The organism is Lactobacillus colini, from assembly GCF_017874575.1.
Taxonomy (GTDB): Bacteria; Bacillota; Bacilli; order Lactobacillales; family Lactobacillaceae; genus Lactobacillus; species Lactobacillus colini.
Genome location: NZ_JAGGLU010000006.1, coordinates 1 through 26,812 on the forward strand (window position 1 = coordinate 1; position 26,812 = coordinate 26,812).

General features: G+C 34.3%; 26 protein-coding genes and 1 pseudogene. 5 read left to right on the forward strand and 22 right to left on the reverse strand.

Features of this window, described 5'->3' with window-relative positions:
* Window positions 1-320 precede the first annotated feature (320 nt).
* From J2Z60_RS05985 to J2Z60_RS06005, 5 genes are all read right to left on the reverse strand, one after another.
* Window positions 321-617 carry a hypothetical protein gene (locus J2Z60_RS05985; protein WP_209686779.1) on the reverse strand — a complete coding sequence of 99 codons (297 nt, stop codon included), beginning with the start codon at window positions 615-617 and terminating at the stop codon, window positions 321-323.
* Window positions 618-670: 53 nt separating this feature from the next.
* Complete coding sequence (gene lepB / locus J2Z60_RS05990) at window positions 671-1,228, reverse strand: signal peptidase I (RefSeq protein WP_209686780.1); 558 nt, start codon at window positions 1,226-1,228, stop codon at window positions 671-673.
* Between the two features lie 64 nt (window positions 1,229-1,292).
* Window positions 1,293-2,603 (reverse strand): serine--tRNA ligase, encoded by a 1,311-nt coding sequence (gene serS, locus J2Z60_RS05995; RefSeq protein ID WP_209686781.1) that lies wholly within the window; start codon window positions 2,601-2,603, stop codon window positions 1,293-1,295.
* Window positions 2,604-2,807: 204 nt separating this feature from the next.
* The gene (locus J2Z60_RS06000; RefSeq protein ID WP_209686782.1) at window positions 2,808-3,362 is read right to left on the reverse strand and encodes a GNAT family N-acetyltransferase; all 555 of its coding nucleotides are present in this window, start codon (window positions 3,360-3,362) and stop codon (window positions 2,808-2,810) included.
* A complete protein-coding gene (locus tag J2Z60_RS06005) occupies window positions 3,362-3,961 on the reverse strand; it encodes a TVP38/TMEM64 family protein (RefSeq protein WP_209686783.1) in 600 nt (199 codons plus the stop codon). The genes J2Z60_RS06000 and J2Z60_RS06005 overlap by 1 nt, the downstream gene beginning before the upstream one ends.
* A 141-nt stretch (window positions 3,962-4,102) precedes the next feature.
* Here J2Z60_RS06005 and J2Z60_RS06010 point away from each other — a divergent pair, with 141 nt between their 5' ends.
* Window positions 4,103-4,903 carry an alpha/beta hydrolase gene (locus J2Z60_RS06010; RefSeq protein ID WP_209686784.1) on the forward strand — a complete coding sequence of 267 codons (801 nt, stop codon included), beginning with the start codon at window positions 4,103-4,105 and terminating at the stop codon, window positions 4,901-4,903.
* Window positions 4,904-4,997: 94 nt separating this feature from the next.
* Window positions 4,998-6,371, forward strand: coding sequence for an NAD-dependent succinate-semialdehyde dehydrogenase (locus J2Z60_RS06015; RefSeq protein ID WP_209686785.1), 1,374 nt, complete (start codon window positions 4,998-5,000; stop codon window positions 6,369-6,371).
* 48 nt (window positions 6,372-6,419) lie between these two features.
* Here J2Z60_RS06015 and J2Z60_RS06020 read toward each other — a convergent pair whose 3' ends face one another.
* The 5 genes from J2Z60_RS06020 to J2Z60_RS06040 form a co-directional block, all read right to left on the reverse strand.
* A complete protein-coding gene (locus J2Z60_RS06020; RefSeq protein ID WP_209686786.1) occupies window positions 6,420-7,421 on the reverse strand; it encodes a zinc ribbon domain-containing protein in 1,002 nt (333 codons plus the stop codon).
* 23 nt (window positions 7,422-7,444) lie between these two features.
* Entirely contained in the window at window positions 7,445-8,128 is a 684-nt protein-coding gene (locus J2Z60_RS06025) for a TVP38/TMEM64 family protein (protein WP_209686787.1), read from the reverse strand.
* Window positions 8,129-8,253: 125 nt separating this feature from the next.
* Window positions 8,254-11,406: an MMPL family transporter gene (locus J2Z60_RS06030; protein ID WP_209686788.1), complete on the reverse strand. Its 3,153-nt coding sequence runs from the start codon at window positions 11,404-11,406 to the stop codon at window positions 8,254-8,256.
* Window positions 11,407-11,435: 29 nt separating this feature from the next.
* Window positions 11,436-11,996 carry a TetR/AcrR family transcriptional regulator gene (locus J2Z60_RS06035; protein WP_209686927.1) on the reverse strand — a complete coding sequence of 187 codons (561 nt, stop codon included), beginning with the start codon at window positions 11,994-11,996 and terminating at the stop codon, window positions 11,436-11,438.
* 175 nt (window positions 11,997-12,171) lie between these two features.
* A complete protein-coding gene (locus J2Z60_RS06040; RefSeq protein WP_209686790.1) occupies window positions 12,172-13,140 on the reverse strand; it encodes a serine hydrolase in 969 nt (322 codons plus the stop codon).
* Window positions 13,141-13,326: 186 nt separating this feature from the next.
* Between J2Z60_RS06040 and J2Z60_RS06045 the strand changes: the two genes are divergently transcribed.
* Window positions 13,327-14,250: an N-acetylglucosamine kinase gene (locus J2Z60_RS06045; protein WP_209686791.1), complete on the forward strand. Its 924-nt coding sequence runs from the start codon at window positions 13,327-13,329 to the stop codon at window positions 14,248-14,250.
* Window positions 14,251-14,314: 64 nt separating this feature from the next.
* Here J2Z60_RS06045 and J2Z60_RS06050 read toward each other — a convergent pair whose 3' ends face one another.
* From J2Z60_RS06050 to J2Z60_RS06060, 3 genes are read right to left on the reverse strand one after another with little or no spacing between them, the layout of a single operon-like run.
* The gene (locus tag J2Z60_RS06050; RefSeq protein WP_209686792.1) at window positions 14,315-14,758 is read right to left on the reverse strand and encodes a GNAT family N-acetyltransferase; all 444 of its coding nucleotides are present in this window, start codon (window positions 14,756-14,758) and stop codon (window positions 14,315-14,317) included.
* 1 nt (window position 14,759) lies between these two features.
* Window positions 14,760-15,287: a GNAT family N-acetyltransferase gene (locus tag J2Z60_RS06055; RefSeq protein WP_209686793.1), complete on the reverse strand. Its 528-nt coding sequence runs from the start codon at window positions 15,285-15,287 to the stop codon at window positions 14,760-14,762.
* Window positions 15,287-15,742: a MarR family winged helix-turn-helix transcriptional regulator gene (locus J2Z60_RS06060; RefSeq protein WP_209686795.1), complete on the reverse strand. Its 456-nt coding sequence runs from the start codon at window positions 15,740-15,742 to the stop codon at window positions 15,287-15,289. Before J2Z60_RS06060 ends, J2Z60_RS06055 begins: the two co-directional genes overlap by 1 nt.
* Window positions 15,743-15,885: 143 nt before the next feature.
* Between J2Z60_RS06060 and J2Z60_RS06065 the strand changes: the two genes are divergently transcribed.
* The gene (locus tag J2Z60_RS06065; protein ID WP_209686797.1) at window positions 15,886-16,248 is read left to right on the forward strand and encodes a DUF1304 domain-containing protein; all 363 of its coding nucleotides are present in this window, start codon (window positions 15,886-15,888) and stop codon (window positions 16,246-16,248) included.
* Window positions 16,249-16,732: 484 nt separating this feature from the next.
* On the forward strand, window positions 16,733-17,470 hold the full coding sequence (locus tag J2Z60_RS06070) for a hypothetical protein (protein ID WP_209686799.1): 738 nt from the start codon (window positions 16,733-16,735) through the stop codon (window positions 17,468-17,470).
* Window positions 17,471-17,541: 71 nt separating this feature from the next.
* On the opposite strand, the gene J2Z60_RS06075 is transcribed toward J2Z60_RS06070, so the two are convergent.
* The 9 genes and pseudogenes from J2Z60_RS06075 to J2Z60_RS06115 form a co-directional block, all read right to left on the reverse strand.
* Window positions 17,542-18,840: an extracellular solute-binding protein gene (locus J2Z60_RS06075; protein ID WP_209686801.1), complete on the reverse strand. Its 1,299-nt coding sequence runs from the start codon at window positions 18,838-18,840 to the stop codon at window positions 17,542-17,544.
* Between the two features lie 45 nt (window positions 18,841-18,885).
* Window positions 18,886-20,181, reverse strand: coding sequence for an MBL fold metallo-hydrolase (locus tag J2Z60_RS06080; RefSeq protein ID WP_209686803.1), 1,296 nt, complete (start codon window positions 20,179-20,181; stop codon window positions 18,886-18,888).
* Window positions 20,165-20,998, reverse strand: coding sequence for a carbohydrate ABC transporter permease (locus J2Z60_RS06085; protein WP_209686806.1), 834 nt, complete (start codon window positions 20,996-20,998; stop codon window positions 20,165-20,167). Before J2Z60_RS06085 ends, J2Z60_RS06080 begins: the two co-directional genes overlap by 17 nt.
* Before the next feature lies 1 nt (window position 20,999).
* Window positions 21,000-21,863, reverse strand: coding sequence for a carbohydrate ABC transporter permease (locus J2Z60_RS06090; RefSeq protein WP_209686807.1), 864 nt, complete (start codon window positions 21,861-21,863; stop codon window positions 21,000-21,002).
* Window positions 21,863-22,948, reverse strand: a complete 1,086-nt coding sequence (locus tag J2Z60_RS06095; protein ID WP_209686808.1) for an ABC transporter ATP-binding protein — start codon at window positions 22,946-22,948, stop codon at window positions 21,863-21,865. The genes J2Z60_RS06090 and J2Z60_RS06095 overlap by 1 nt, the downstream gene beginning before the upstream one ends.
* 360 nt (window positions 22,949-23,308) lie before the next feature.
* The gene (locus tag J2Z60_RS06100) at window positions 23,309-24,142 is read right to left on the reverse strand and encodes a DNA/RNA non-specific endonuclease (protein ID WP_209686809.1); all 834 of its coding nucleotides are present in this window, start codon (window positions 24,140-24,142) and stop codon (window positions 23,309-23,311) included.
* 248 nt (window positions 24,143-24,390) lie between these two features.
* Window positions 24,391-24,528, reverse strand: a pseudogene (locus J2Z60_RS06105) (zinc ribbon domain-containing protein); the annotation flags it as partial.
* A gap of 275 nt (window positions 24,529-24,803) precedes the next feature.
* Window positions 24,804-26,108, reverse strand: coding sequence for an RNA-guided endonuclease InsQ/TnpB family protein (locus J2Z60_RS06110; RefSeq protein WP_209686810.1), 1,305 nt, complete (start codon window positions 26,106-26,108; stop codon window positions 24,804-24,806).
* A complete protein-coding gene (locus J2Z60_RS06115) occupies window positions 26,056-26,712 on the reverse strand; it encodes an IS607 family transposase (protein WP_245328736.1) in 657 nt (218 codons plus the stop codon). The genes J2Z60_RS06110 and J2Z60_RS06115 overlap by 53 nt, the downstream gene beginning before the upstream one ends.
* Between the last annotated feature and the right edge of the window lie 100 nt (window positions 26,713-26,812).

The window sequence follows — 26,812 nt, forward strand, 5'->3', positions numbered from 1 at the left end:
TTATCTCAAATTTATTGCTTGCGAATTGACTTCGCTTTCGTTTGGGGTTACTCACCCCGCACACTTTGCGAAACTTTGTTCAGTTTTCAAGGTACGAAAGTCGATAAACGACTTATTTAATTTATCATATCTCGTCATCTTTGTCAAGATGTTTTTTGATAAATTGTTGCGCTGTCTAATGACAACTTTATTAGTCTAACATTACTTATTAACTTATGCAAGAAGAAATTTTACTTCTTAGTCACTTGTCATAAGCAACGAATAATACTTTACATGATTATCTTCTCTTAGTCAACACCTTTTTTATAAAAATAATAAATTTAATCTATACTTCTGATTGATAGTCCTGCCTTAAGCTCATTTGTTGCGTTATTAAATGCCCTAACCCAATATTCACCACTACCGTTTATTCTAATCCACTTGTCTCCTTCCACACATAATTGTTTTGTAATTTTTCCGTTATTGATTATCTCAATTTTTAACTTTTGATTTTTATCTTGCGAAATATGAATTCTACATCCCTTTCGACAATTAATTTTACTAGTACTAGCCGTTTTTACTCCTTCATAAAGACCACCTTCACCATAAGTTTCATATTTTTTCTTCCTAAAAAGCATAATTTCCCCCCTAAAATAAAAATCTTTCTTCAAACGAAGAAAGATAATTATAACTAAAACGTCTTCATACTGTTCAATGGCCAATAACGCCAAATAACCTTGCCAATAATTGCAGATTTCTTAACGTAGCCAAAGTATCGACTATCTTTAGAAACATTACGATGATCACCCATAACAAAATAAGAATCTTTAGGAACAGACTTACCTAAATGCTTTGATTGTAATGAAAAGTTCTCAGTATAAAGTTGTCCTTTTGAATTAAACTCTTTTTTACCCTTGGTTAAATATGGTTCTTTAACTTCCTTGCCATTAATGTAGAGTTTATCATTTTGATATTTTAAACTATCGCCTGGCGTCCCGATAACTCTTTTAATATATAAAGCACCTGGTTCATCTGGCGCCTTTAAAATTACAATATCGCCTCTCTGCAGCTTAGAGTTTCTTAGTGCAATAACTCGATCACCTGATTCAAATGTCGGCTGCATCGAAGTACCTGAAACAGTATCATTACTCAAAAAGAATTTAAATACTATGCCGAATACAGCCCAGATAGCTACAACAATCACTACTACTTGCAAGATATCTTTTAATAATGAATCTTTTTTCTCCATAAATAAAAAATCCTCCTACTACATAGGAAGATTTTAGTATAAATATTTTATTTTGACTAATTAATTATTCACCAAGTTTTGGTTGTTTAGTAATAACTTCCATGCCATGCATGTAGGGACGTAATACTTCAGGAACAGTAACACTACCATCTTCATTTTGGTAATTTTCTAAAATAGCTGCCACAGTTCTACCTACAGCAAGACCAGAACCATTTAAAGTATGTGCTAAGTGAAGCTTACCATCTTCATCTCTATAACGAATTTGAGCACGACGTGCTTGGAAGTCGGTACAGTTAGAACAGCTGGAAATCTCACGATACTTATCTTGAGCTGGCATCCAAACTTCTAGATCGTAAGTTTTAGCACTTGTAAAGCTAGCATCCCCTGTTGATAAGGCTACTACATGGTATGGTAAGTTTAATTTTTGTAATAAATGTTCCGCATTATGGGTTAATTTTTCCAATTCATCCCATGAACTTTCTTCATCAACAATCTTGACCATTTCAACTTTTCTGAATTCGTGCATTCTGATTAAGCCACGGGTATCGCGACCAGCAGATCCAGCCTCACTTCTGAAAGCTGGAGATAATGCAGTCACATTGATTGGTAATTGCTTATTATCCAAAATCTTACCACGGAAATAATTTACCAAAGGAACTTCAGCAGTTGGAATTAAAGTTAAATCCAAAGGTTTAGTTGGATCATCATTGTCAACAATAGTATATACATCTTCAGTAAACTTAGGGAATTGACCTGTACCTTGCATAGAATCGCGATTTACCATGTAAGGGGTAATCATTTCAGTGTATCCATCTTTAATATTTTCATCTAAGAAGAAATTAAAGACAGCACGCTCTAGCATTGCGCCTGCACCCTTATAGTAAACAAAACGTGCACCTGAAACTTTAGCAGCAGTATCCCAGTCTAGAATATTTAAATCAGTACCAATATCCCAGTGAGCTTTTGGCTTAAAGGTAAACTTAGTTGGCTCCTCCCACTTACGAACTTCTTCATTGTAACTTTCATCTGGACCGATTGGGTCAGAATCTGCAGGGAAGTTAGGTAGGCGAAGTAAGATATAATTTTGCTTTTCAGTTAATTCATTAACTTCACTATCTAAATCCTTAATTTCTTTACCAACTTCACGCATTGCAGCAATTGCATCGCTAGCATCTTCTTTGTTGCGCTTAGCTTGGGCAATTTGATCAGAAACTTCATTACGCTTTTGTTTTAAAGTTTCACTCTTAGTCAAAGCTTCACGACGCTTCTTATCAATTGCGACTAATTCATCAAGTTCTTCTGGCTTGATTCCTCTAGTTGCTAACTTTTCTTTTGACCAATCAAGGTTTTCGCGGATAACTTTAATATCGAGCATTTTTTCCTCCTAAAAATAAAAAAACTGATTCATCCCAATATTGGGACGAATCAGCTCACGGTTCGCGGTACCACCCATCTTCGGTTATAAAACCACTCTCTAAAGCAGTAACGGCGCCAACCGTGTAGAATTACCTACCCACATTTTGAAATCTGGAAATGACGTTCACCTACTCACACCAACCGTAGGCTCTCTGAAGCTGTCTTAGGATTTCGTGTTTAGTTGCATTATAACACGCCAGTCTTGTGGTGTTAATACAAAAAATTTTTCTTTATAATTTAAAAGCTCCGAAACCCCATCATAATCAACTGTATAAACGTATCTAAAACCTAATTTTTTTAGCAAGTTTTGTGAAGCTTCATTTGATGAAAAGGTTCCTGCCCAAATTTGGTTCTGTCTTAAATCACTAAAAGCATAATTCAAAATAATAGTTAATGCCTCAAACATATAGCCTTGGTGCCAATAACTTTTATCCAACATAAAGCCAATAGACTTAGTAAAAAGCAGTCCAGCTTCTACATCTGTGCCTCGCTCATATAGTTCTACCAATCCAATTGTTTGCATATTTTCTTTTAAGACTATGGCATAGCTATACGGTCGTTTACTATAAATTTCGGCACCTTGACGTGCTTTTTCAAGTGAGGAATAACCACTATAGCCTGCCATTTTATGATAAATCGGATCCTTACCCCACTTAAATAAAGCCGGAGCGTCACCTATTTCTATCTTCCGTAAGTAAATTCTCTTCCCTATTAACATTATTTACCTAATAAATTCATTACCCACTTAGCACCATACATTAAGCCGAAGCTATAAGCCGCAATTGTCCATGGTTTACCTAGAATAATAATCAATAAATATGTTGAAAATTTCATCTCAGTTAAGCCTGAGATCATACATAGAACATCATCAGGTGCAGCGGGGGCAATAATACATAAAGCAAAAAACCAATTATATTTTCGTTGGTTTTTGGTCCATTTCATATATTTTTGATAAGTTTCTTCAGAAACTAAATGCAAAATAAACGGCTTACCGTAATATCTCGCCAAAAAGAAGATGATAATCGAACCAATACATATACCAACATAATTATAGATAAATCCCCACACCGGGCCGAAGAATACTACCCCACCTAATAAAGAAATTCCACCTGGAATAATTGGAATAACAACTTGCACAATTTGAATCAGAATAAAAACAACCGGTCCAATAATTTGCTTGTTAGCTAAGTATGCCCTCATTTTAGCCTGACTATCAAAGATACCCAGCCTATACCAATAAATCGTAAGTAAAATAATGATAATAGTTGACACAATAGTTAAAATATTTATTAATTTTCGGCTAGTTTTAGCAGTCATACATCACTCCTCCTTCGAACAGTCATAGTTAAAAATATTATACAAATTATTATTACAATTTACGAACTTCATCAAGTTAATTTTAGTAACTTTAAATTATAATTAGTAATAGTAGTAGATTAGATTTTTCGAGGTTTAATTATGGTTTTAATAAAAAAAGACATTGTATATGATCAAAGCAAAAATTTAAAAACTGATATCTATTTTCCTAATGATACCAGCTCTAAGACTAAAATTTTAATTTTTTGGCATGGTGGCGGCTGGTTCCGTGGCAGTAAAGACGATCTCAAAAAAATAGGTATTCACTTAGCCAATGCTGGTTTTATGACCTTAATTCCAGACTACCGCCTAGCTCCAAAATATCTCTTTCCATGCGCTCATCAAGACAGTGATGACTTTATTCATTGGCTGCTAAATTCTCGATATACCGATGAAGATGATATAAAAAATATTGTTCAAATCGGAGCTAGTGTTGGTGGCAATATGGCCTTGTACTTAGCTGGAAAATATGGTTTCCCAACTGTTACCTGGTCAGCTCCATTAGAGTTCTCTAATTGGATTAAAAACCACGCCAATACCATCCCTTCTAAAGATGGTGCTAACGAATTAGGCTTATCTGATCCACACCAAATAAGAGAAGCCTTTTATAAATATTTCACTCTAGCCTATATTGGCAGTGAAGATAACAGTTTACTAGAAAAAATCGACGCAAGTAACTTTGACTTTTCCAATCTAAAGCAGCTAAAGATGATAAATTCTGCAGATGAGTTAACACCTCTGGCTAGTGTTTTAGATTTTATTCAATTTTTAGCTAGTCAAAATCATGAAGTTGAACTCTTAGTAATTAAGGGTACAGGTCATGCAATGGATTATGCTCAAGATTACCTAGATGAATCACTGGACTTTCTCTATCAAACAATTAAAAGACAAGATAAGGCTTAACAGACCAAGTTATTACTATCACAAACTAAATATTTGCTTTCAATTAAGAAAGCGCTTTACAATGAACTCATAGAATTGTGAGAGGTGATTTTTAATGTCAAAATATGAATCCGTTAATCCTTATACCAATGAAGTTTTTAAAACATATGATAATGCTACAGATGAGCAAATTGAGCAAGCTTTAAAAACAACCCATGAACTCTATCTTAACTGGCGCAACCAAGACATTAGTGAAAGAGCTAAATTACTAGCTAAAGTTGCTGACAGCTTTGAGGCAAATCGTCAAGAAATGGCTAAAATCATGACCTTAGAAATGGGAAAGCTCTTAAGCGAATCGCTTGAAGAAGTTGACCTATGTATTTCGATTTGTAGATATTATGCTGAAAAAGGCCCTGAGATGCTCAAGCCACAACCAATTGAATCCTCACTTGGCAAGGCTTACTACCTCAAGCAAGCTACTGGTGTAGTAATGGCATGTGAGCCTTGGAACTTCCCACTCTATCAAATTATTAGAGTTTTTGCACCTAACTTTATTGTAGGTAATCCTATCATCTTAAAGCATGCTCATAATGTACCTGGATCAGCTGCTTTAGCTGAAAAAATTATCTCAGAAGCCGGTACTCCTAAGGGAAGCTTGATTAACTTATTCTTATCTTACGATCAAATTAATCAAGTAATTGCTGATACACGTGTACAAGGTGTAGCCTTAACTGGATCAGAGCGTGGCGGCAGGAGCGTGGCTGAAGCCGCAGGCAAAAATCTTAAGAAGTCGACAATGGAATTAGGCGGCAATGATCCATTTATAGTTTTAGATGATGCTGATGCTAAAACCTTAAAAGATGTTCTCTCTGATGCTCGTACTTATAATGCTGGCCAAGTATGTACATCTTCCAAGCGGATCATTGTAGTTGAAAGTCGTTACGATGAAGTTTTAGAAGATTTAAAGGAGATCTTCTCTAATCTAAAGCCTGGAGATCCATTGAAAGACGACACTACCTTAGCCCCATTAAATTCTCAAAAAGCTAAAGAAAAACTAGCTAAACAAGTTGACCAAGCACTTGCTGGTGGTGCTAAAGTCTACTACCAATACCCAGAAATTGATAACAAGGCTGCCTTCTTTAGACCTATTATCTTGACTGATATTAATAAGGATAATCCAATCTTTGATGATGAATTATTTGGTCCTGTTGCTGAGGTTTATAAAGTAAAGGATGAAGCTGAAGCCATTAAATTAGCTAACGATTCAAGCTATGGATTGGGTTCTAGCGTAATCTCTTCTAATCCTGATAGGGCTGCGAGAGTCGCCAGTCAAATTGAAACTGGAATGACAGTGATTAACGGACGCTGGATTACCGCTGCAGAATTGCCATTTGGTGGGGTTCAGAAATCTGGATATGGTCGTGAATTAAGCGAACTAGGCATTATGGCCTTTGTTAATGAACACTTGGTAATTGACGTTTCTAAATAAAATTTTATTCAGTACGTAAAAAGGAGTTGACTCATATGAGCCGACTCCTTATTTTTGTGTATTCAGATTTTTACTTGCGATTATAGTGGTTAAGATACTAGAAATGAATAATAAATACGCTGAAATACCGAAAGAAACTACATTAGCTAGCACTTGCTGAATTTTTGCATCACTTATTACATTACTGTTAGTTATTCCAATTGATTTACCAGCATTAAGAAAAACTAATTCAAAAACGCAAATAAATAAAATAATCGTTTCAACTATGGCTAAGGTAAAGACTATTTGTCGATTATACTTTTTATTTTTTATCGTGATGACAATAATTGCAATAGGAATTAGAGTAAATACCAGCCATAGTCCATACCCAATTAAAGCGTACTTACCTCCAAGTCCACCAAGATTCAATAATACCTTAGAAGTTGATAATTCTCTATACCCTAGCATAGCGTTAGATGCAAATGGACCAAAAAAGACCGTTATTAAATTGAAAGCCGCCATCAATATCACTCCAAATTGAGCAGCTGTCCTCTTAGGTCTTACTTCAATAGATTCACTATCTCGTTGTATTCCTCGTTTGGCATCTAGGCGCTTTTTTTGAACTTTGAGTTTATTTTCACCTTGCTCAAGTGAATTAACTACATTGGAGCTAACCCTATTTACTTCTTCGGTTAAGCGTGCATCTGCAGTATATTGCTGGGGTTGTTTATTTTTATTACAAATTATAAATAGCCATACCATTAAAGCAAAGAAACTAAACCAAGCTAAAGGTCTTGAAAAACTCATCAATATCAACAATGCCACGCCTATTAAAAAGACAATAGTCGCATTGACACGTATCCAAGTAATCATAGCCTCTACTGTACTGTTAGAATTCTCATGGAGGTCCTTTTCATGGGCTGCTCTTCTAGACATCCTAGTACCAGTCTGCCGGGTTGGGTTTGGACCATTATTAATAGAATTTTCTTGAGATACTTTTAAATTAAAGCCACAATGTGGGCACTTTTCATCATTTTCGTTTATGACTTGATCGCAATTAGGACACTTCATATTTCTTCCTCAACATTCAATTATTAATTTACTTGATGATGCTCTTTACTTGCTAGATTTACTAAAAAAATTGCCATTACAAATAATACTAAAATTACAATTACTACCCCGATAATTCTGCTCATATCTCCTTTAAATATTGCATCCCCACCAAAGGCATATAAGTATGAAGTTGGTAACATTCCAAATAATACTATTGGAAGATACTTCTTTATACTTAACTTCATATTAGCACAAGCGTAATTAACTAATACACTTGGTATAAACGGAATCATGAAACCGATACTTAAACCTAATAAGGGATTGTTTTGTTGCAAAAGAAATTTCAAAATTTTATTTTCTTTAAAGCGATGAGAAAAATCAATTTTTTCAATTAATGAAAGAATTATACTGTTGCCTATAATATTACCAATCCAATTAATTAAAAAGCCTATCCAAGGCCCGTAACATAATCCTGCCAAGATACATATTAAAGAGTTAGACAAGCCAGGAATCGCATTTAGGATCGCTATCAGACCTAGCAAGAATATACTATCCCTAAGTTCGTGTTGTCTAATAAGTATTAGTAACTTTTCCTGGGTATTATCAGTAGGATGTAATAAGAGATTAACTTCTGGACGATAATCTCGATATAGTAAAGCTATTAAGATAAAAGCAAATCCTAAGCCTATAACTACTAAAATTGTTTTTTTAAATTTCTTTTTCATATCAATTCTTTCGTAGACTAAACAAAAATCCATTCATACTTAGTATTATTTTCTAACAAATTAACCCAATAAGCAAAAAAGTTCGCAGCCAAAAACTACGAACCTTTTAAAATTATTCATTTAGCTTACTTAGAAGTACTTTTCTTTTTAAGCCAATTAAAGTTAAGTCCTTCATAAGTAATTTTCATTGCTGCTGACATATTTATCGGAATTAAGAAGATTAGTAATAATAAACCAAAGATCACCGCTAAGGCAACCTCAATCAAAGTTGGAACACCCGATGGCATCAATGCAGCAAATGTACCACCTAAGATAATTGCAGCAGAAATGACTACGACACCAATTGCAATACATGCCTTTAGGATTCTTTCACTAGCTGTCATATTGCTATCTTCAATTCCTTCTTCACGATATCGCATCATCAAGAAGATACTATAGTCTACACCAAGTGCTACTAACATAATGAAGCTAAAGAACGGCGTATTCCAAGTTAACATTGAACGATGCATAATGTCTTTTACTACTAATTCAGTTATTGATAAGGATGTGAAGTAAGCGATTAATAAAGTACCTAAGATAAATACAGGCTGTAATACTGAACGGGTAATAATAATCAAGGCGATTCCGATACCAACTAGCATGATAGTAGCTGTTCTTAAGAAGTCTTGGCTAGCAATACTTTGTGTATCATAAATTTTTTCAGATTGACCACCCATTGCTACGGTTGCCTTATCTAAATTAGTTCCTTGAAGTGACATCTTAGCCATCTTATTAATTTCATTGGCTTTTTTAGCCATTTTCAATGAACTTGGATTACCCTTAAAGATAATCATAATCTTAGTAGCTTTTTTATCTTGGCTTAGATAGTTATCAATAGCTGGCTTAAAAGTAGCTGACTTCAGTACTTGAGTTGGAATATAAAAAGTATCTGCAGCAGCCGACTTACTTAATGGATTAGTATAATCTTCAATCTTGCCTAGTCCCTTATTGACCTTATTCATACCTTTAGTTAATTCAGGAGCTTGAGAATAAAGTTGCTTAGCACCAGAATTTAACTTATCTGCTGCAGGCATAGCTTGACCTATAGCACTCTGTACTTGAGTTAATCCACCTTGTAATTGTGTAATGGCACTTGCTGCCCCTGGTAAGGCAACATTAGAAGCAGTCGCTAATTCATTGACTGAGCTTCTTAAAGTAGATAGTTGTCCCATACTACTTTGAAGTCCTTGCATACTTGAAGCTACACTAGTCATGGATCCAGCAAGTGAACGATCTGCTAAGCCCGCAGCTTGTAAGTTGTTAGCGACTTGTTGCAATTGTCGACCAGCTGCTATTTGTTGACTATTAACCTTAGACTTAACTCCTTGCAAGGTTTGTTGCATTACCTTACCCATTGCAGCTTGCTGAGCAGTAGTTAATCTTGCCTGGCTAGCAGCATTTTGATATTGGGACATAATTTGCGTGGTATCCATATTTGAACTTGAACTAGCAGCTTGAATATTTCTTAAGTTATTACCAGCAGATGTTAAATTATTACCAATATTTTGAGCTTGAGTTCCAACATTATTCAAATTACCAGCAATACTTGCTGTATTTGGCATTTGGGCATTTTGAAGTCCACTATTAATTTGTTGAATACCGTTGTTAATTTGTGGCAAGCCACTTTGAAGTTGAGCCAATTGACTAGAGCTACCAGACATTTGCTCACTTAATTGGTCATTCATAGTACTTAAGCCACTGCTTAATTGTTCAGTACCATCACTTAATTGACCTAATCCTGTAGTTAGTTGTTCAGAACCCTTAGATAATTTATTTAAACCTTTTTTTGCGCTAGATAGACCGCTATTAACTGTCTTAAGTTGATTATAAAGGTAAAGGTCACTGACCTTCTTACCAGCAGGCTGCGTAATTGACATTACGCTAGATACATCTTTATCTTTTTTGATTTTCTTAGTAAGAGCATCAATTTCTTTGAGATACTTTTCATTATCAAGTTTTTTGTTGTTCTTAATATACAGGGTCGAATATTCTGCTGTTCCCTTAGTGAAGTGATCTTGAATAACTAATAAACCAGCTTTAGCAGGTTCAGAATCCCTTAGCTCATCTGCATCATCATAATTTAGATGATTAGAATATTGCAACATAATTGGAACTGTGATGATGGCAGCTACAGCTAAAAAGATCAGTGGGTACTTCAAAGTACTCTTAGATAACCAGCCCCAAAGTTTGGAAGATGATTTGCCGTTAAATTCTTTAACTGGCCAGAACATTTTTTCACCTAAAGTAGCCATAAAGAATGGATTTAGGGTTAAAAGAACTAGTAACAAGACAGCGACACCAACAGCAACACCAACAGCTGACTTATAAATTGAGAATTTAGCTAAGCCAAGGGCAGTAAAACCAATCAAAATTGACGAACCAGAGAATAAGATTGTGCGTCCTGCCTTTTTGCGGGCATCTTTAGCTGCCTCATAGCGCCCCATATCAGCGCCCAAGTTTTCCTTAAACTTATCATACAACAGGATATTATAGTCTGTCCCAATACCAAATAGGACAATAACCATAAATACCTGAGTAAAGTTAGAAAATGGGAAGTTAGCATGTTCCACTAAGTTAGTAACTAAGGAGAATGATACTAAGAATGAAATTCCTACAGTTAATAACGAAATTAATGGCACAATTGGTGAACGGAATACTAAAACTAAAACAATAAAAATAAAGATTACTGTAATTGCTTCGGTTTTCTTAATACCTTCCTGTACTTCTTCTGAAAAACTGTCTTCCAGAATCTTAACACCAGTGACATAAGTCCTTAGCCCCTTAGTTTTAGCTGCTTTTATTAACGCTTTATTAGTAGCTGACACAGTTGAATGGTTCTTATCAATATTTAATTGAACTATTTCTGTCGTCTTATCTTTAGAAATTAATTGCTTTTTAGCAGCTTCATTATCATTAGGGGTCATCATAGACTTAATACCTAAGCTCTTTTTATTGTCTTGGAGGTATTGAATCGTATTATTAATTTCAGATTTATCCTCACTTGTAAGCTTGCCATTCTTCTTATTAAAGACAATCCCAGCTTCATAAGTATTATCTTGATTATGACCCCACTTATTTTGAATATTAGTGGCGATTGAACTTTCAACATTTTTAGGAAGTGTGATATCCGAATGTGCACGTGTTAATGCATTTACATTTGGTAGTGTCACTACAGCAATTATTAAAATTGCCAACCATGCTATTAATGAGCCTACATGGTTCTTGATGAAATTCTTCATCGAGCTAATCCTTTCTCTAATAACTTTCCTTAACTAACCTTTTCTTTAGGTGCGACCAGTCTAAGAAGTAATTGGTGATAATTATCATTTGATTGCTTCTCAGTTTCATGTTCAAACATGTGTGACCTATCTAAGAAGACATATCCCAATACAGCCGCCAATAATCCATGTAAAGAAACGATGTTTTTGTTATCAACATCGAGCTTTTCACCTAATTTTACAATTTGGTGCACCTCTTGCTTAACCCCTGAATTGTTCCCAATCTCATCTATATTGTAAAAAATACTCGACATTGCGTGGTCATTCAAAAGAAAATTTCTAATCTCATCTGCAAAGGCAAACATAGCCTCGCGACCAGATAATCCAACTATCTCTTGTAATAATTGTTGACGCAGAACTTGCAATCTCTTAACACAGACTAGCGAGAGCAACTCTTGGCGATTAGCGACATAGTGATAAAGTGATTGCGAACGAATATTTAATTCTTGGGCTAAGTGCGGCATTGTCAGTGCACTTAGTCCCTCATTATTAATTATTTCGGTTGCTTTGGCAATAACCTTATCTTTATCTAAAATTCTATGTTTAGTTATGGTCCTCACCTCGATTTTTCTATACCTAGATACTATATCATCAAATGGTGTAGATTACAATCTACAATCTGTAGATTTTTGATAAAAAAATAAAACTTTATTACCAAATTCTCGACAACTAAGCATTCAGAAATAAAGTTCCATGTTAAAATTATTTTTTACTTTCGCTTATTCTTTATCGCTTGTGGACTGCACTATTAACAGCCTCACCTAAAGATTCATAATTAAAGTCTGCTTTCTCATTGATGCAGGCCAGAGCATAATTTTTACCATTGACTTCTACTAATGCTACACCACCACTAGGTCCACTAATGCTATAAGACCTGCCTGATATTTTGGCAGTTAGTTTTTTATTCTTTGATCCAATTAAATAGCCGATTATTCTAGTATCATGCATAACGCCTAAAACTTTCCCTTGATAAAGAGATTTCATAACCTTAGTCATATCATAAGCACTAGTTTGACCAATATTCTTGCTACCAAATTTACCAGTAATTTCAGTATTAGTTGCTCCAAATTTTTTAGCTACTTTATTAACTTGCTTGCGTCCAATTTTATTTAAGAGAATATTTGCAGCTACATCACTATCCTGATTTATCATCATATCTCTAATATAAGTATAGCTATATTGCAATCCTGTCTGGAGCATCTTATCCTTAGACTTTAGTTGATCACTAGATTTTATTTTATAAGAATAATTAGCAATTATTTTTTTAGATTTTACTGCGTTTTCATAAGCCAGTAAGAGATAAAATTTTAAGCTGCTTTTTGCCTGTAAACTTGCCTTATTGTTATTAGCCACCCTAGCAAAGTCATTAGGCTTATCTAAATCCAAAAAGCTAACTTGATAATTCTCATCTTGGTCAGCTAACTGCTTTTTGATATCCTTGACAATCTTTTTATTGCTTCCAGAAGCAATTGTTAATTTAGAAGTAGTTTTTTTCTTCACAGTTTTTTTAACACTTTTTTTAGGTGCTGGAGCCTTATTGACAGATTTTTTACTTTGCTTATGTTGAGTTACTTTAGTAGTATTGCCATTATAGACTTCAATCTTAGTCATTTTTATACGATTAATATTTGTCATATAAAATGCTAAACTACAAAATGCTACTAAAGCTGAACCAAAAAATATTTTATTTTTCATAAGAATAATTCCCTTGTGTTTTTTTATTTATTTTATCATGCAAAAAATGATAAAGTAGTAAAAAGGTTAATATGATTTATTTCATTAACTATAGACCATACATATAAAGTTATAATATAATGTATGCGTTCACAAATTAATCTTTAGATTAAACTTTAAATTTTATAGGAGAAATGGTTATCTATTATGATTAAATACATGATTGGTATTGATGCTGGTGGTACTCACTCTACTGCTATTGCATATGACGAAAATGGTAAAGAATTAGGTCGCGCAGAAAGCGGTCCAGGTCAAATCAATAACGATTACGATCTTGGTATTAAAAATATTGCCGCTGCAGTCAATGAATTACGCGATAAAATCGACGGCGACTGTGTTAAAGTTTTAGCAGGTATTGCTGGACTATCAGTTGTAGGAAATGCACCAGAAGTTGCTGCAACAATTTCTTCATTAGTTGGTAACATTCCAACTCGTGCTATTACTGACTCTTTATTAGCACTTTATAACGGTCTAGAAGGTGCTGACGGTGCATTAGTTATTGCAGGTACCGGTTCAGTTGTTAACGGCCGTCAAAATGGCTCATTAATTTCTGTTGGTGGCTACGGTTCATTACTTGGTGATGAAGGTAGTGGTTACGCTATTACTAAAGCCGCTCTTCAAGCAGCATTACTTAAATGGGATAAACGCGAAAAGAGTTCATTAGTTGACCTCTTTGTTAAGATTTGGAAGCTTGATTCAATGAATGATGCTCCTGCTAAATTCTACGAAATGACCAGCCCAGAAGTTGCTTCTAACGCCGTTGAAGTGGCTAAACTTGCAGATAGCGGTGATGAAGAAGCTCGTGATATTATCCAACATCAAGCTCATCTTCTTGCTAGAGATATTATAATGTGCCTTAACCGTTACGAAGAACCTAAGCCAATGCGTGTTGCTTTAACTGGTTCTGTTCTTTCTAATAACGCTATGATTCGTTCATTTATGGAAGATGAAGTTAAGGAACAATATCCTGATGTTGTTTTCAGTGTTTCAAACGGTGAAAACGCACGTGGCGTTATCTTCGACAAGAGTAAGGACTACCGTTACTTCACTAATCACGAAGATGAAAAATAAAAAACTAACTTACTTACAAAAATCCGATGCAAATGCATCGGATTTTTGTGTTTTATTGCTGAATTTAGAGTCTTTTTCTCATACCAATATGTTTAACTCCGCCTTCTAAGAAATAGTCACCTTCGGTTTCATAGCCAAGATTGGCATAGAAATCTTGCACATATGCTTGCGCATGGCAAAAAATACTTTCTGCATGGACTTCATTTTTTAAATAATCATGAACTGCTTCTAACATTTTTTGCCCTAAATGTTTTCCACGAGCTTTTTTTGAAACAACTACCCGCCCTAAAGTCCATGTTTTATGTTCATCTTGAAAAATTCGACAAGTTGCTAGGGCATCATTTCTTTCATCATTCAATAAAAATACATGGATTGCCTTTAAGTCTTGGTCATCTAGGTCAGGTAAGGTAATTTTTTGTTCAGCTACAAAAACTTCATTTCTCAACCGAAAAATGCAAAAAACTTCTTGTCCAGTCATTTCATCAATTTTTTTAAACTCAAAATTCATCCTAGGCCTCGTCAGTTAAGCTTTTTAATAAAATATAATCAGTCTGAGGGTCATCACCTACAATAAAAGTATGCTGGCTAATGCGCTTAAATCCATCCTTTTGATAGAATTTTTGAGCATTAAGATTATGCTCCCAAACTCCCAACCACATATTATCTTTATTGTTTTCTCGCGCGATCTTTTCAGCTAATTTAATTAGCACTAATCCTAGCCCACGATGTTGGTAATCTTTAGATAGATAGATTCGCTCTACTTCCAAAGCATTTTTGGCAACATCTTCACTTTGAGCGTCAGCTTCATTTACCTTTAGATAACCGGCGACTTTATTGTCAACTAGCAAAAAGAAAAATTGACTGTTAGGATTTTTTATTTCCTTGAGTAACTTTTCTTCATCATAGGCTTTATCTAAAAACTCTGCCATATTTTCTGCACTATTATCAGCTCCAAAGGTTTCTTTAAAGGTTAAACGTGAAATCTTTTGAAGTTCTTTAACATCTCTTGTAGTAACTTTCTTGATTGTATAATCCATTAATATCCCCTTCTACCGCCATTTTTGACAAAATTCCAACTTCTTGATGTATTACGTTCAACCTTGGCTAACATTTCCTGTAACGATTTTTGTTCATCTTCTGAGAGTCCAGCTAGGGCATTTTTATTAGAGTAAGCATTTTCTCTTTCAATTACTTCTGCAAGATGTAATCCTTTATCAGTTACAAAGAGCCGTTTAATCTTTTTATTTTTTTCATCAGCTTCTTTATGAACCAAGCCTTGCTTTTCTAACTTTTGAATACTGCGAGCAGCAGTAGTTCGGTCTACATTTAATAAGTTAGCTAACTGATCAGAGAATAAGCCTGGATATTCCATAATCCTTACCAAGTATAAATATTGACCTCGATTCAAGTTAATCTTTTTAAACTCAATATTAGCAATAGAATCTAATGCTCGAGCAATTGTACCAATTTGTCGCAAAATATCTTCACTCATATTTATCTTCCTTTCAAAATTATTTTATCTAAAAATTGTCGTACTTACCACGATATAGTTTTAAAAAGTTAAAAAATATTCACTCCTAGTAAAAAATAGGCTATCCTTATATGTGTTAATTAATTCTTAGAGAGGATAACAATATGCAACTGATCGGAATAATTTTAGCTTTCATCGTTGGAGTTGAACATTTAGGCATCTGCTTTTTAGAAATGTTTGCCAAACCTGAAATGCAGGCCAAGGCCTTTGACATGGATTCTAACTTTTTAAAACAAAAGCCAGCTCAGATTTCAATGGCCAACCAAGGAATTTATAATGGCATGCTGGGGCTTTTAATTATATTGACCTGGTTTATTTTTCCAATGCACTATTTAGTAATGGTATGGCAACTACTATTAGGATTTATAGTCGTAGTTGCAATATTTGGTGGCTTTACCGCAACTAAAAAGATCTTTATTGTCCAAATGTTGCCAGCTTTAATTGCTTTGATTTGTATATCGCTTTAGCATAAAGAGAGTAGTCCTAGTTCTCGTGACTGCTCTCTTTTAAGCATAAATTTAATTTTATTAATCTCAGGCACTTTGAAGTTAAGTCTTATCATCAATCAATTTGTAAATTTCAATTACCTCCTTTTTTGCTTAAGCAAAAATATTCTCTATCTTTTTTAAATACATAAATAGTTAGTATAATTATGTAATAAATCAACAAACCGTTTACTTAACTTAACAGCTAATATATAATACTATTTTAAAATAGTAGAACAAGATAATAGCATCTTTGTCACTAATGAAACTAAATTTGAAAAATCAAGAATTATAAAAAAGATACTAGAAAATGTAAATTTTTATGCCTAACTTCATACAAATAAAGTTAAGCATGAATAAAAAATGCTAAAAAGCTATGAATAAACTTGCTAATGAACTAGGCTTAACAGTAATGATCTTGAACTTAAAAAATATGATACTTTAATTTATGAAAAAGAAGACGCTAATGATTAATAATTTAGAACTAAAAAAACAATTGCTAGACATAATAAAGCAGTATGATGATCCTCATACTGCTTTACCTGAAGATGAACATCCAGATTTATCTAAACTTAGTATGGAAGATTCATTAAGATACTTCACATTACCTATGGCCTTAGATTATAGAAGAGATTCTTATAAGCTATGGCAAAGTGCAAAAGCGACTTTTTTGGATCCAGCTACTAACTTTGTATTCAAGCCAGAGGAAGTAATTAATTTAAGCGTTAATGACGTTCAAGAAGCATTAACTAAATATAAATTAGCAATTCAATATAATAAACAAACTGAGATATGGATAAAATTATGCGAAACCTTGCACAATAATTACAATGATAAAGTATCTGAGTTATTGGCAACAAACAATTATTCTGTTATGCTCTTGAAAAAAGAAATGCAGAAAACTAATAAAAAATCATATCCATATATTTCAGGAGATAAGTTATTTAACTATTGGCTAATGGTTCTAAAGAAATATCTAGATATTCCATTGCAGGATATAGAGAAGTTATCTCTTGCAATAGATTCACATATAGTTAAAGCAAGCTATAAGTTACAAGTAATTACTGAAGAGGAATTAAATAAATATAACAGTGCCAAGTTATCAATGAGAGCATGGGATAAAGTACTACAAGAAACATCAATACGAGCAATTGATTTACAAAATCCTTTATGGCTTTGGGCAAAAAATGAATTAAACGAATAATAGCACAAAAATTAAACATAAAAAGAGATTTCCAAATTGTAGGAAATCTCTTTTTATGTTTAATCTAAATTTTATTGATTCCAAGCGCTTTGAAGTTTAGTCTTGCCAGCATCAATTTGTGAGTTCCAGCTGCTGCCCTTCTTTGCTTGAGCAAAGATATTTTGCATAATTGGGTTTAGTTCACTGTATGCAGCGTTACCGTTGGTTACTACTGGTACACTGTACAAGTTCTTCATAGCCTTACTCAATTGAGCTGGGACTTTAGACTTAGTTGAGTTCTTGTAAGCTGCTGAATTAATTACTGAATTAGTTACAGGAATATAACCAGTTTGGTTAGCCCAAGTTAATTGTTGCTTCTTGCCTAATAAGTACTTAATGTACATGAATGCGGCAGCTTTTTGTTCTGCAGTACCCTTGTTGAACATGTAAATATCAGTACCTTGTTGCATATTGTATTTTGAAGGACGTGGTGCAACACCGTATTGGAACTTGTTACCTACACCCATCTTAACAAATCCTTCACCAGCACTTGTACCAACGAACATAGCTACCTTTTCGTTAGAGAAGTCACCAGAAAGGTAACCTGCTGAACCAGCAGTCTTGAAATAACCAGCCTTGATACCATCTGCGTAGTAGTTGATTACCTTCTTAGATTTAGAACTAGTGAAGTCTAAGTTCTTACTAAAGTTCACACCTTCATCTTTCATACCCAAAACGTAGTAATTTGAAAGTGAATCAAATCCAGCACCAACCACTTTACCCTTACTCTTCTTGTAAATAGTTTGAGCTGCTTGCTTTAATTCAGCCATTGTCTTAGGTACCTTAACACCGTATTTATCTAATAAGTCCTTGTTATAAGTTAACATTTCAACTGACTTATTAAATGGAATACCGTATTGTGTTCCCTTAATTTGAGCACCATCTAACAATTCTTGTCTAATATCACTCTTAGCTGCAGAGCCCCAACCAATATCAGAATTATTAATATATGGCGTCATGTCAACCAAACGCTTAGAGTTAGCTGCATTAATTAACCAACCTGGGTATGCTTGAGTAATAGTAGGTAAATTATTTGGTGATTGCAAGGTGGAATTAATCTTAGCTTGCAAGTCAGTATACTTACCTTGGAATTCAAGCTTAACTGTAACTTTTGGATTCTTCTTTTCAAAGTCCTTAGTTAAACTCTTCAATGTCTTTTCCTGGGTTCCAGTCATACCATGCCAGAAAACAACAGTTGTTTTCTTAGTGATCTTAGTTGGAATCTTAGCAGAACTGCTACTACTATTGCTGCTCTTATTTGAACAAGCTGCAGTACCTAAAAGTGCTAATGCAGCAACACTAACAGCGGCTAACTTTTTAGTGAACTTCATTGGGTCCTCCCATAAAACAAAATATAAAATACAACAATTTTAATTTTAACTAAGTGTGAATACTTCTCCACGCTTAGGTAAAACCCGTTTCCCAAATGGGTTTTCTTCTAATTCTGGATGCAATGTGTGCACCGGAGCCAAAATCTTCGGCTCAAAACCCGCAATGATTTCTTTAAGTTCCTTGGCATCGGCATGCCCAGAGCAACGTAATGCCACGAACTCAATTCCTCGCTTCTCAAAGCCTTCAACAAAAGGCCGATAAGCTGGATCGAAATCACCTAGTGGCTGCGCATTACTATGAATGTATAAGCCACCTTCTTGTAACTTATCGTAATCTCCAACTGCTTGCCAGAAGAATTGGTGATCATCAGCAAGTAAGTCGGAGTAACTTACTTCTAATTCAGATTTAAGATCATCAATCTTTGTCTCTCCTGGCAAGTAATAATATGCTACATCCTGATCAAGAGCACCTTTTAATAGCTGTGCCCGCTTAGCATGCAAGACAACCTTCCTAGGTGAATCAGAGATAATTCTTAACATTCTCTCAACATTAGTTAAGTAAGTATTGAAAGTAATCTGGCGTTGAGGATTATCTTTTTGGTACTGGATGATTTGTTCAGTTAATTCATTCTCATTTTTGGGACCCTGGAATTCTTCTCCATCTTTTTGCTCTGGAAACGAAACTCCAGTCCCTTCAATGATTAACATGTCACATCCCTTACCCTTAGCCATAAACTCACGCACCCAGTCTGGATGATAGCCATGCAAGCGAATATCGCCTGTATGAACGATAGTCTTATCAGGTGTATGGATGATTAATCCTGTAGCCCCATAAGCATCATGATCACTAGGAACTATTTCCAGGGTAATATCTCCAACCTGGATAGGCTCGTTGAGTTTAGCAGCGATAATTGGTCTAGTATATCCCTTCGGCTTATCTGCTGCTGGCAAAAGGAAGTCCCCATCCCTATTTAAAGCAGGTAATAAATGCGCCGTAATTGGTCCTGTGTAAAGTGGTATTTCAGGAGATAACAAATTTAGCGCCTTACTATGATCTAAATGCACATGTGAAATATAGGCTGCACTGTGTTGCCAATGCTCATGGTCAATCTCTTTACCAGTAACTTTACTATCATAGAAGTTAGGTACATCACCAATTAATTGATTTTTAATCAATACTTCGTATGTTTCATCTTCTAAACTTAGACCAAGTTCAGGTCGATAAACTTCGCCCAAATCAAATAACACATGTGACTTATCATATGCCACTTCAATCATTGGACCACCTATCGTAGTCAATCCATTATAAAAAGTTACTGTCGTTTTAGGCTTTAAGGTCATTTCTTACTACCCCATTAATAATCTGTTTTCTGAAGATAAAGTAAATAATCAATACTGGTAATACAGTTAAAGTAGCTGCGGCTAATTGCAATTGGGTTTGAGCACCTGCATCATTAGCAAAGGATGACAACCCATTATTCAATAGTCTCATACTATCTTCGTTAGTTACCAATAATGGCCATAAGAATGAATTCCATCCTGAAATAAAGCTAAGCAAGGCTACTGTTACTAGTCCACCCTTAGACATTGGCACTAAAATCTTCCAAACGTATTCCCAATCTGATGCGCCATCAATTTTAGAAGCTTTATAAATAGTTGGTGAAATTGCAGTAAAGTAGCTTTGAAGATAATACATGTAAAAAATTGAAGTTAAGAATGGCAAGACCAAGCCCAAGTAAGTATTAAGCAAGCCTAACTGTGCGATTGTATTATAGTTAGTAAAAATTATTGCCTCACCTGGTACCATCAACAAGGATAAGAATACTAATTGAACAAATCCCTTTCCCTTAAACTTCAAACTAGTCATCGCAAAAGCGCCTAATACTGAAGTAAATAAAGTGACAACTGTAGTTACACTAGCTGTAATGAAGGTATTCAAAAAGTATCTAGCAAATGGAGCCTGCTGGAATACCTTTTGATAATTAGACCAGTTCCAGTTCTTAGGGATAATAGTAGGTGGGATAGTTGTCGTTTCTTGATAAGACATCAATCCGCCCAAAATCATATAGATAAACGGAAAGACCGTTACAATAGCAAAGATGGCTATAAAGAGATAAACAAATATCATACCCCAACGGAATTTACTTTTTTGCTTCATCTTAGCTATTCACCTTCTTCATGAGTTTTCTTTGTAAGTAAGTTACAAATAAGATAAACAAGAATAATACTACTGTAGCTGCCATTGCTACTCCAGGTGTTCCTACTATTTGGAACTTATTATAGATATAGAACACAGCAGTCATAGCGGAGTTACCAATTCCAGCTTGTCCATTAAACAAGGCATAGACCTGAGTATAAATCTTGAATGCCCCAATGATATTAACAGTTAACAAAAAGGCAATTGTTGGAACAAGTTGAGGTAAGGTAATTCTCCAGAACTTTTCTTTATCACTGGCGCCATACATATTAGCTAAAACGTAGTAATTAGGGTCAATATTTCTTAAAGCTCCCATTAAGATAACAATATTAAAAGCCAACGACGACCAAATACCAAAGATAATCAATGATACTAAGCTTAAACTAGGATTATCTAACCAGTCTGGCTGTGGTAAGTGAACCGCCTTTAATAAGAAATTTAGTAAACCATATTCGCCATTAAAGATGTATCTAAATACGATTCCAATTGCAATTGTACTTGTTACATAAGGCATGAAAAACATCGTTTCAAAAAAAGCTGTATGCTTGATCTTGGAAAAAATAAACCAAGCTAAAGCGATTGAAATTACTAAAGCAACTGGAACAGCAACGAAAGCATAAATCGCAGTATTCTTTAATGCACGCCAAAACTCTGGATCAACAAAAATATATTTGTAATTCTGTAAGCCATTAAAGTGCATGTCAATTAAAGGACCACCCTGAAAGCTCATCAAAAAAGCCCTAATAATTGGCCAAATACTGAATAAAGTGATTAAAACTAGAGATGGAGCTAGAAAGAGCCAAGCTTTTTTCTGGTTTTCTTTCATTAGTAAACACGCTCCCCATTATCTTTAAACAGAAATGCCCGATTTAAGTTCATATTGAGGCTAATCTTATCTCCAGAATTTACATCTTGTTCTAAGTCAATTAAAGCACGCTCTTGTAAATTATCATGCGTAAACTTAACTACACGCTCGCGTCCAATCAACTCAACATCGTCTACTACACAGTTCAATAATCCATCTTCATCAAGTGATAAGTTCTCTGGACGAATAGCTAAAGTATATTCGCCATCTTCTAAAGATTCTGGTAGGCGACTTGGCGTAAGTTCACTAACCGAGAAGCTAAAGCCAGCACCAATAATATTGTTATCTTCAACACGAACTTTAAAGTTATCAATCACAGGATTACCAATAAAGTTAGCAACAAATTGATTATTAGGATTCAAGTAAAGTTCTTGCCCTGAATCATCTTGCTGGATAACACCTTCATGGAACAAAATAATCTTATCCCCAATTGACAAAGCTTCTTCTTGATCGTGAGTAACAAATAAGGTAGTAATTCCGACTTCTTTGACTAAGGAGCGGATTTCTTCACGAATCTTTAAGCGCAAACGTGCATCAAGGTTACTTAAAGGTTCATCCATCAATAAAATCTGTGGCTCTTGAACCAAAGCACGGGCAATTGCAACACGTTGCTGCTGACCACCTGATAATTTACCTGGCTTTTGATCAGCTAAGTCTTCAATATGAGTAAGTTCCATAAAGTGCTCGGCAATCTTTTGTGCTTCAGCCTTAGACTTTTTATTTTTACCGACTGTCATTGGGAACATAACATTTTGTAAAACAGTCATATGAGGATACAAAGCATAATTTTGGAAGACATAACCAATATTACGATCCTTCGGCTCAACATCTAACATTGACTTGCCGTTAACAATGATATCGCCGCCAGTGGGATTTAATAAACCAGCGATCATATTTAAAGTCGTTGTCTTACCGCAACCACTTGGTCCTAGCAAGCAGACTAAGTCACCCTTCTTAACGGAAAAACTAACAGATTTAATGGCTTGATAGCCATTTTCGTATGTTTTTTCTAATTGTTTTACTTCAATAAAATTATCGTTGCTCATTTAACTCTCACTACTATATATAGAATTTATTTATGTTTATTCACCACAAATTGTATTATAAATCTGGCTCAAGCACAAACCTTTTTTATAAGAAAAAATTCGGACTTCATCAATTCTATACAAATAAGTTGATAATTTTTTCACTAAAATTAATCAAAAGCTGAACTTTATAATATAAAATTGATATATAAATCGTTCTCTGCTGTATAGAATAAATTACAATCATTGAATTGTCAACATACTATATATTGATGCAAATAATAAAGACGAACAATACTACTATTTTCAAAAAAATAAAAATACACAAATAATTTTTGTCTCATAAAAAAGCCTTCAAAAAAATTGAAGACTTTTAAACCTTTATTCATTAACGTACATATTACGATCTATTCTTGCCCTACCATTTGCATAATTAAAGGTGTAATTTGGCTGTACATTAAAAATATAGACATTAAAATCTAAATTACCAGCAAGAGAAATTGCCTGCAAATTAATTCCCCGCGCCATTAATTCATTTCCTCTAAAGATTGGCGTTGCTTGATATATCACCTTATAGCCTTGACGCAGGGCTTTACGGACTTTAGATTCAAAAATTGTTTGAATTTTTTGATTCGTAAAAGCACTCTGAGTAAATAAGTTCTTAGGATTATTCTGGTCACCTGACTTATTCGCTGGATTATAATTTCCATCTTGGTCAATACCTGCCGACACAGAATATGCAATTAAGTGGCCACGGTTATAAATCTGAACACCATTGCGCCTATTTGAATGCCAACCAGTTGGATCAACATATTGACGCACACGCAAGCTCTGGTCAGCAACGTTACGCCTTTCTAAAAAGGCTGTGTTAGATGACGAAGTCCGATTTAAATTATCTAAATTAGAATAAATAACCTTATTAACTTTCCAGGCATTTTTGATTAATGTAGAGTGGTTATTATTGACATATACATAAGCTTGCCCACCACTCTTAAAGTTTAGATTGGCTAATTTTTGATAGTCTGTTTTGGACAACCCACCGTAGGGAGTATTAGCGGTACCAGCATTTTGGGTAGTATCAGGATTATTATTTGTGTCATTGGCATGATTAGGTTTACCCCACTGATAAACAGCAAAAATAACCATAATAAAAAATATAATCCAACTTATTATTTGTTGATTGCGTTTATTTTTCCTTTTTCTTCTTTTCGCCATAAAATATCTCACTTAACTTCAAACTAAATTATACTAATTCTAAGTTAACTACCAGCTACTAAGGTAGCTGGCTTGCAGACTTCAAGCTTCAGCTCATCACCTTAGCTCTACTAGCTGCAACTTATCCAGATAAGGCACTACCTCAAGCCGTTGACGAAAGCAAGCTTTCGTGACTGACTCTTGGTCTTACACGCCAATTACCAGGACTTTCGACGTGAGTTACCAAACACCGATAGATTCTTTATTGTCTATCTACAAAAGACATATTCGTTATTAGCTACTTTTAATGATTGATGTCCTTTAGCTAGAATATTCTTAGCGGCATTGTAGTCTCTAACGTGATGTTTTCCGCAATTAGGACAATCCCACTCACGCTGGTCTAGCGTTCTAAAAAATATATTCAAACATATCTAGTGCTTACACATTAGTAATTTATATGTTTTATTTTTCTCACTGCCGTCTACGCAATCATTCCAGCCATATCCCCTCAGAGATATAGTCACATTGGATCACCACGCCTAAATGACCGATCATTCCACTGACCTTTTTACATCATCTAGGTTGCTAATCTTTTTAGATTAGTCTGACAACTCCTAGCTCAAATTACTCTGAGCACAGACGGAACTCGCCTGCAATACGTTGAATTAATAAAGCTTATAAATTATGCAAATGCGTAAACTCTATCATTTGTTTTCTTTTGTTTTAGAATGCTTTTCATCATTGACTTACTATAGCGCATTAATACAGGAGCTACTTTTTCATCTCGATCCGCTTTATATCCACAACCATAACAAATAAATTCATTATGTGCCGTTTTATGCTTTTTATTACCGCTTAAACTAATTTTTTCATCGCCGGTTTTAATCAATCCGCATTTAGGACACATCTGTGTAGATGGAAATAGCTTATCTGCAATAATCAGCCTTCTACCATACTCTTGACACTTATATTCAAGCGTTCGTCTGAAATATCCAGCCATTGCTCGATGCATTCCTTTAGAGGCTACATGGCTCATAAGCATCTTTTTAACATTTAGATCTTCAATTGTAATTGCATCATGATATTTAACTAAATAAGTAGTATATTTCTGCATCAAGTCGTGTTGAATATTAGTAACTTTTCGGTGATCTCTACGCAGGTGTTCTTGAATTATTTGATAATTTTTTGATTGTCTTGCCTTTTTCGTACCATTGACTATCCTTTTTTTGGCAAGCATTCTTTGATAGTGCTTAATTCTTTTGTACAGAAATTCCAGTCTTTTAGGTAAAACAGTTAAGCGATAGCCTGTTGAAACATACTCTCTTGTATTAACATCAACGGCATCGTTTTGTCCTGTCTTCATTAAATGAAGCAAGGTTTTTTCTTGAGCAATAGCTACATAGTAATTGTCATCTTTCTTAATAACAGTTATTGTTTTAAGTTTTTGATCAGGTAGTTTTTCGGCCATTCTGATATCACCATAGGCTTCTTTTTCATTAGCACCACTGGTTAAATGAAGTTTGCCTTGTTTAATGCTTGCCTGATCATCTTTGTAAGAACCAGTTAGTGAAGTTAAATTCTTGTATTTTGGCTTTTTTGCTTCAGGTCGTTTCTTATCAAAAAAAGCTTTATAGCTTTGACCCAGATCTTGCATGGTCAACCCTATCAAGTGCGCTGGAAAAAGATAATCTGAATTATTCTTTTCAGCTACAATCTCATTTCTAATACTACGCCAATTAGGAGAAGGATTAAGATGATGGTCAATTTGTTTAACCTTGATTTTGCCATGTTTGTCTTTTTTAGGAATGAATTCTGTATATAAAATTTTGTCTAGCAAAGAATGAGCCTGGTATTTCATCTCCCAGTAGGAGATACCTTTATTCCAAACAATATCTCGCATCTTGATATAGCGATTAATACGTCTCTTATTTTGATTATTTGGATAGATTTTGATTAGATGAGTTAGAGTTATTGTGTTCTTGCCCACGCTTTTGTTCTTCCTTTAATTCTTTTTTTATCTTACTTTGATATTTACGAATTCCATAAGAGCGGCTACTGAATACATGTAAGATAGTAATTAAATCATCAGTGATTTCTTGCTCAGGTGAAGTTTCTGGATTGTTTAAAACAATAATTTCAGCGTTATGTTCACTACAATATTGCTTAAACCAATCAAAGCCAAATCTTATAAAGCGATCTTTATAAGTAACGAATATTCGATTCACTTTTCTTGCTTCTACATCTTTCAATAACTTGTTCCATTTGGGACGTTTATAGTTCAACCCAGAACCAATATCAGTAATTTCTTCATTAAGAATAAATCCCTTAGCATTAGCGTAATTTCTAATGTATTCAAGTTGATGCTTTAATTCTGCTTTTTGACTATAAGATGATACTCTAGCATACGCCACATTTATTTCTTTTGTTTTAGACTTAATACCTAAAAATTCATTTAATTGATCTTCAGTATAGTATCTACGATTAGTTGTTGTTCGGTGCGCAACTAACTTTTTTTCACGATCAAGTCTTTGTAAAGTAGTAACTGATCGATTTATCTTTTTAGCAGCGTCTTTAGGCTTATAAATTTTCAAAAAAACACCTCAAATCTACTAATTATTATAACAGATTCGAGGTATAAATACACAATATTTAAATATAAGCAAGTATAATTAAATACATTTTTAATAACTA

Excerpts from the sequence above, each read along its gene's own strand:
- J2Z60_RS06075 (WP_209686801.1), bottom strand. The coding sequence starts at position 18,840 with ATGAAGTTCACTAAAAAGTTAGCCGCTGTTAGTGTTGCTGCATTAGCA.
- J2Z60_RS06015 (WP_209686785.1), top strand. The coding sequence starts at position 4,998 with ATGTCAAAATATGAATCCGTTAATCCTTATACCAATGAAGTTTTTAAA.
- J2Z60_RS06080 (WP_209686803.1), bottom strand. The coding sequence starts at position 20,181 with ATGACCTTAAAGCCTAAAACGACAGTAACTTTTTATAATGGATTGACT.
- J2Z60_RS05985 (WP_209686779.1), bottom strand. The coding sequence starts at position 617 with ATGCTTTTTAGGAAGAAAAAATATGAAACTTATGGTGAAGGTGGTCTT.
- J2Z60_RS06005 (WP_209686783.1), bottom strand. The coding sequence starts at position 3,961 with ATGACTGCTAAAACTAGCCGAAAATTAATAAATATTTTAACTATTGTG.
- J2Z60_RS06045 (WP_209686791.1), top strand. The coding sequence starts at position 13,327 with ATGATTAAATACATGATTGGTATTGATGCTGGTGGTACTCACTCTACT.
- J2Z60_RS06085 (WP_209686806.1), bottom strand. The coding sequence starts at position 20,998 with ATGAAGCAAAAAAGTAAATTCCGTTGGGGTATGATATTTGTTTATCTC.
- J2Z60_RS06060 (WP_209686795.1), bottom strand. The coding sequence starts at position 15,742 with ATGAGTGAAGATATTTTGCGACAAATTGGTACAATTGCTCGAGCATTA.
- J2Z60_RS06000 (WP_209686782.1), bottom strand. The coding sequence starts at position 3,362 with ATGTTAATAGGGAAGAGAATTTACTTACGGAAGATAGAAATAGGTGAC.
- J2Z60_RS06050 (WP_209686792.1), bottom strand. The coding sequence starts at position 14,758 with ATGAATTTTGAGTTTAAAAAAATTGATGAAATGACTGGACAAGAAGTT.
- J2Z60_RS06100 (WP_209686809.1), bottom strand. The coding sequence starts at position 24,142 with ATGGCGAAAAGAAGAAAAAGGAAAAATAAACGCAATCAACAAATAATA.
- J2Z60_RS06090 (WP_209686807.1), bottom strand. The coding sequence starts at position 21,863 with ATGAAAGAAAACCAGAAAAAAGCTTGGCTCTTTCTAGCTCCATCTCTA.
- J2Z60_RS06055 (WP_209686793.1), bottom strand. The coding sequence starts at position 15,287 with ATGGATTATACAATCAAGAAAGTTACTACAAGAGATGTTAAAGAACTT.
- J2Z60_RS06065 (WP_209686797.1), top strand. The coding sequence starts at position 15,886 with ATGCAACTGATCGGAATAATTTTAGCTTTCATCGTTGGAGTTGAACAT.
- J2Z60_RS06070 (WP_209686799.1), top strand. The coding sequence starts at position 16,733 with ATGATTAATAATTTAGAACTAAAAAAACAATTGCTAGACATAATAAAG.
- J2Z60_RS06030 (WP_209686788.1), bottom strand. The coding sequence starts at position 11,406 with ATGAAGAATTTCATCAAGAACCATGTAGGCTCATTAATAGCATGGTTG.
- J2Z60_RS06040 (WP_209686790.1), bottom strand. The coding sequence starts at position 13,140 with ATGAAAAATAAAATATTTTTTGGTTCAGCTTTAGTAGCATTTTGTAGT.
- J2Z60_RS06020 (WP_209686786.1), bottom strand. The coding sequence starts at position 7,421 with ATGAAGTGTCCTAATTGCGATCAAGTCATAAACGAAAATGATGAAAAG.
- J2Z60_RS06010 (WP_209686784.1), top strand. The coding sequence starts at position 4,103 with ATGGTTTTAATAAAAAAAGACATTGTATATGATCAAAGCAAAAATTTA.
- lepB (WP_209686780.1), bottom strand. The coding sequence starts at position 1,228 with ATGGAGAAAAAAGATTCATTATTAAAAGATATCTTGCAAGTAGTAGTG.
- J2Z60_RS06025 (WP_209686787.1), bottom strand. The coding sequence starts at position 8,128 with ATGAAAAAGAAATTTAAAAAAACAATTTTAGTAGTTATAGGCTTAGGA.
- serS (WP_209686781.1), bottom strand. The coding sequence starts at position 2,603 with ATGCTCGATATTAAAGTTATCCGCGAAAACCTTGATTGGTCAAAAGAA.
- J2Z60_RS06095 (WP_209686808.1), bottom strand. The coding sequence starts at position 22,948 with ATGAGCAACGATAATTTTATTGAAGTAAAACAATTAGAAAAAACATAC.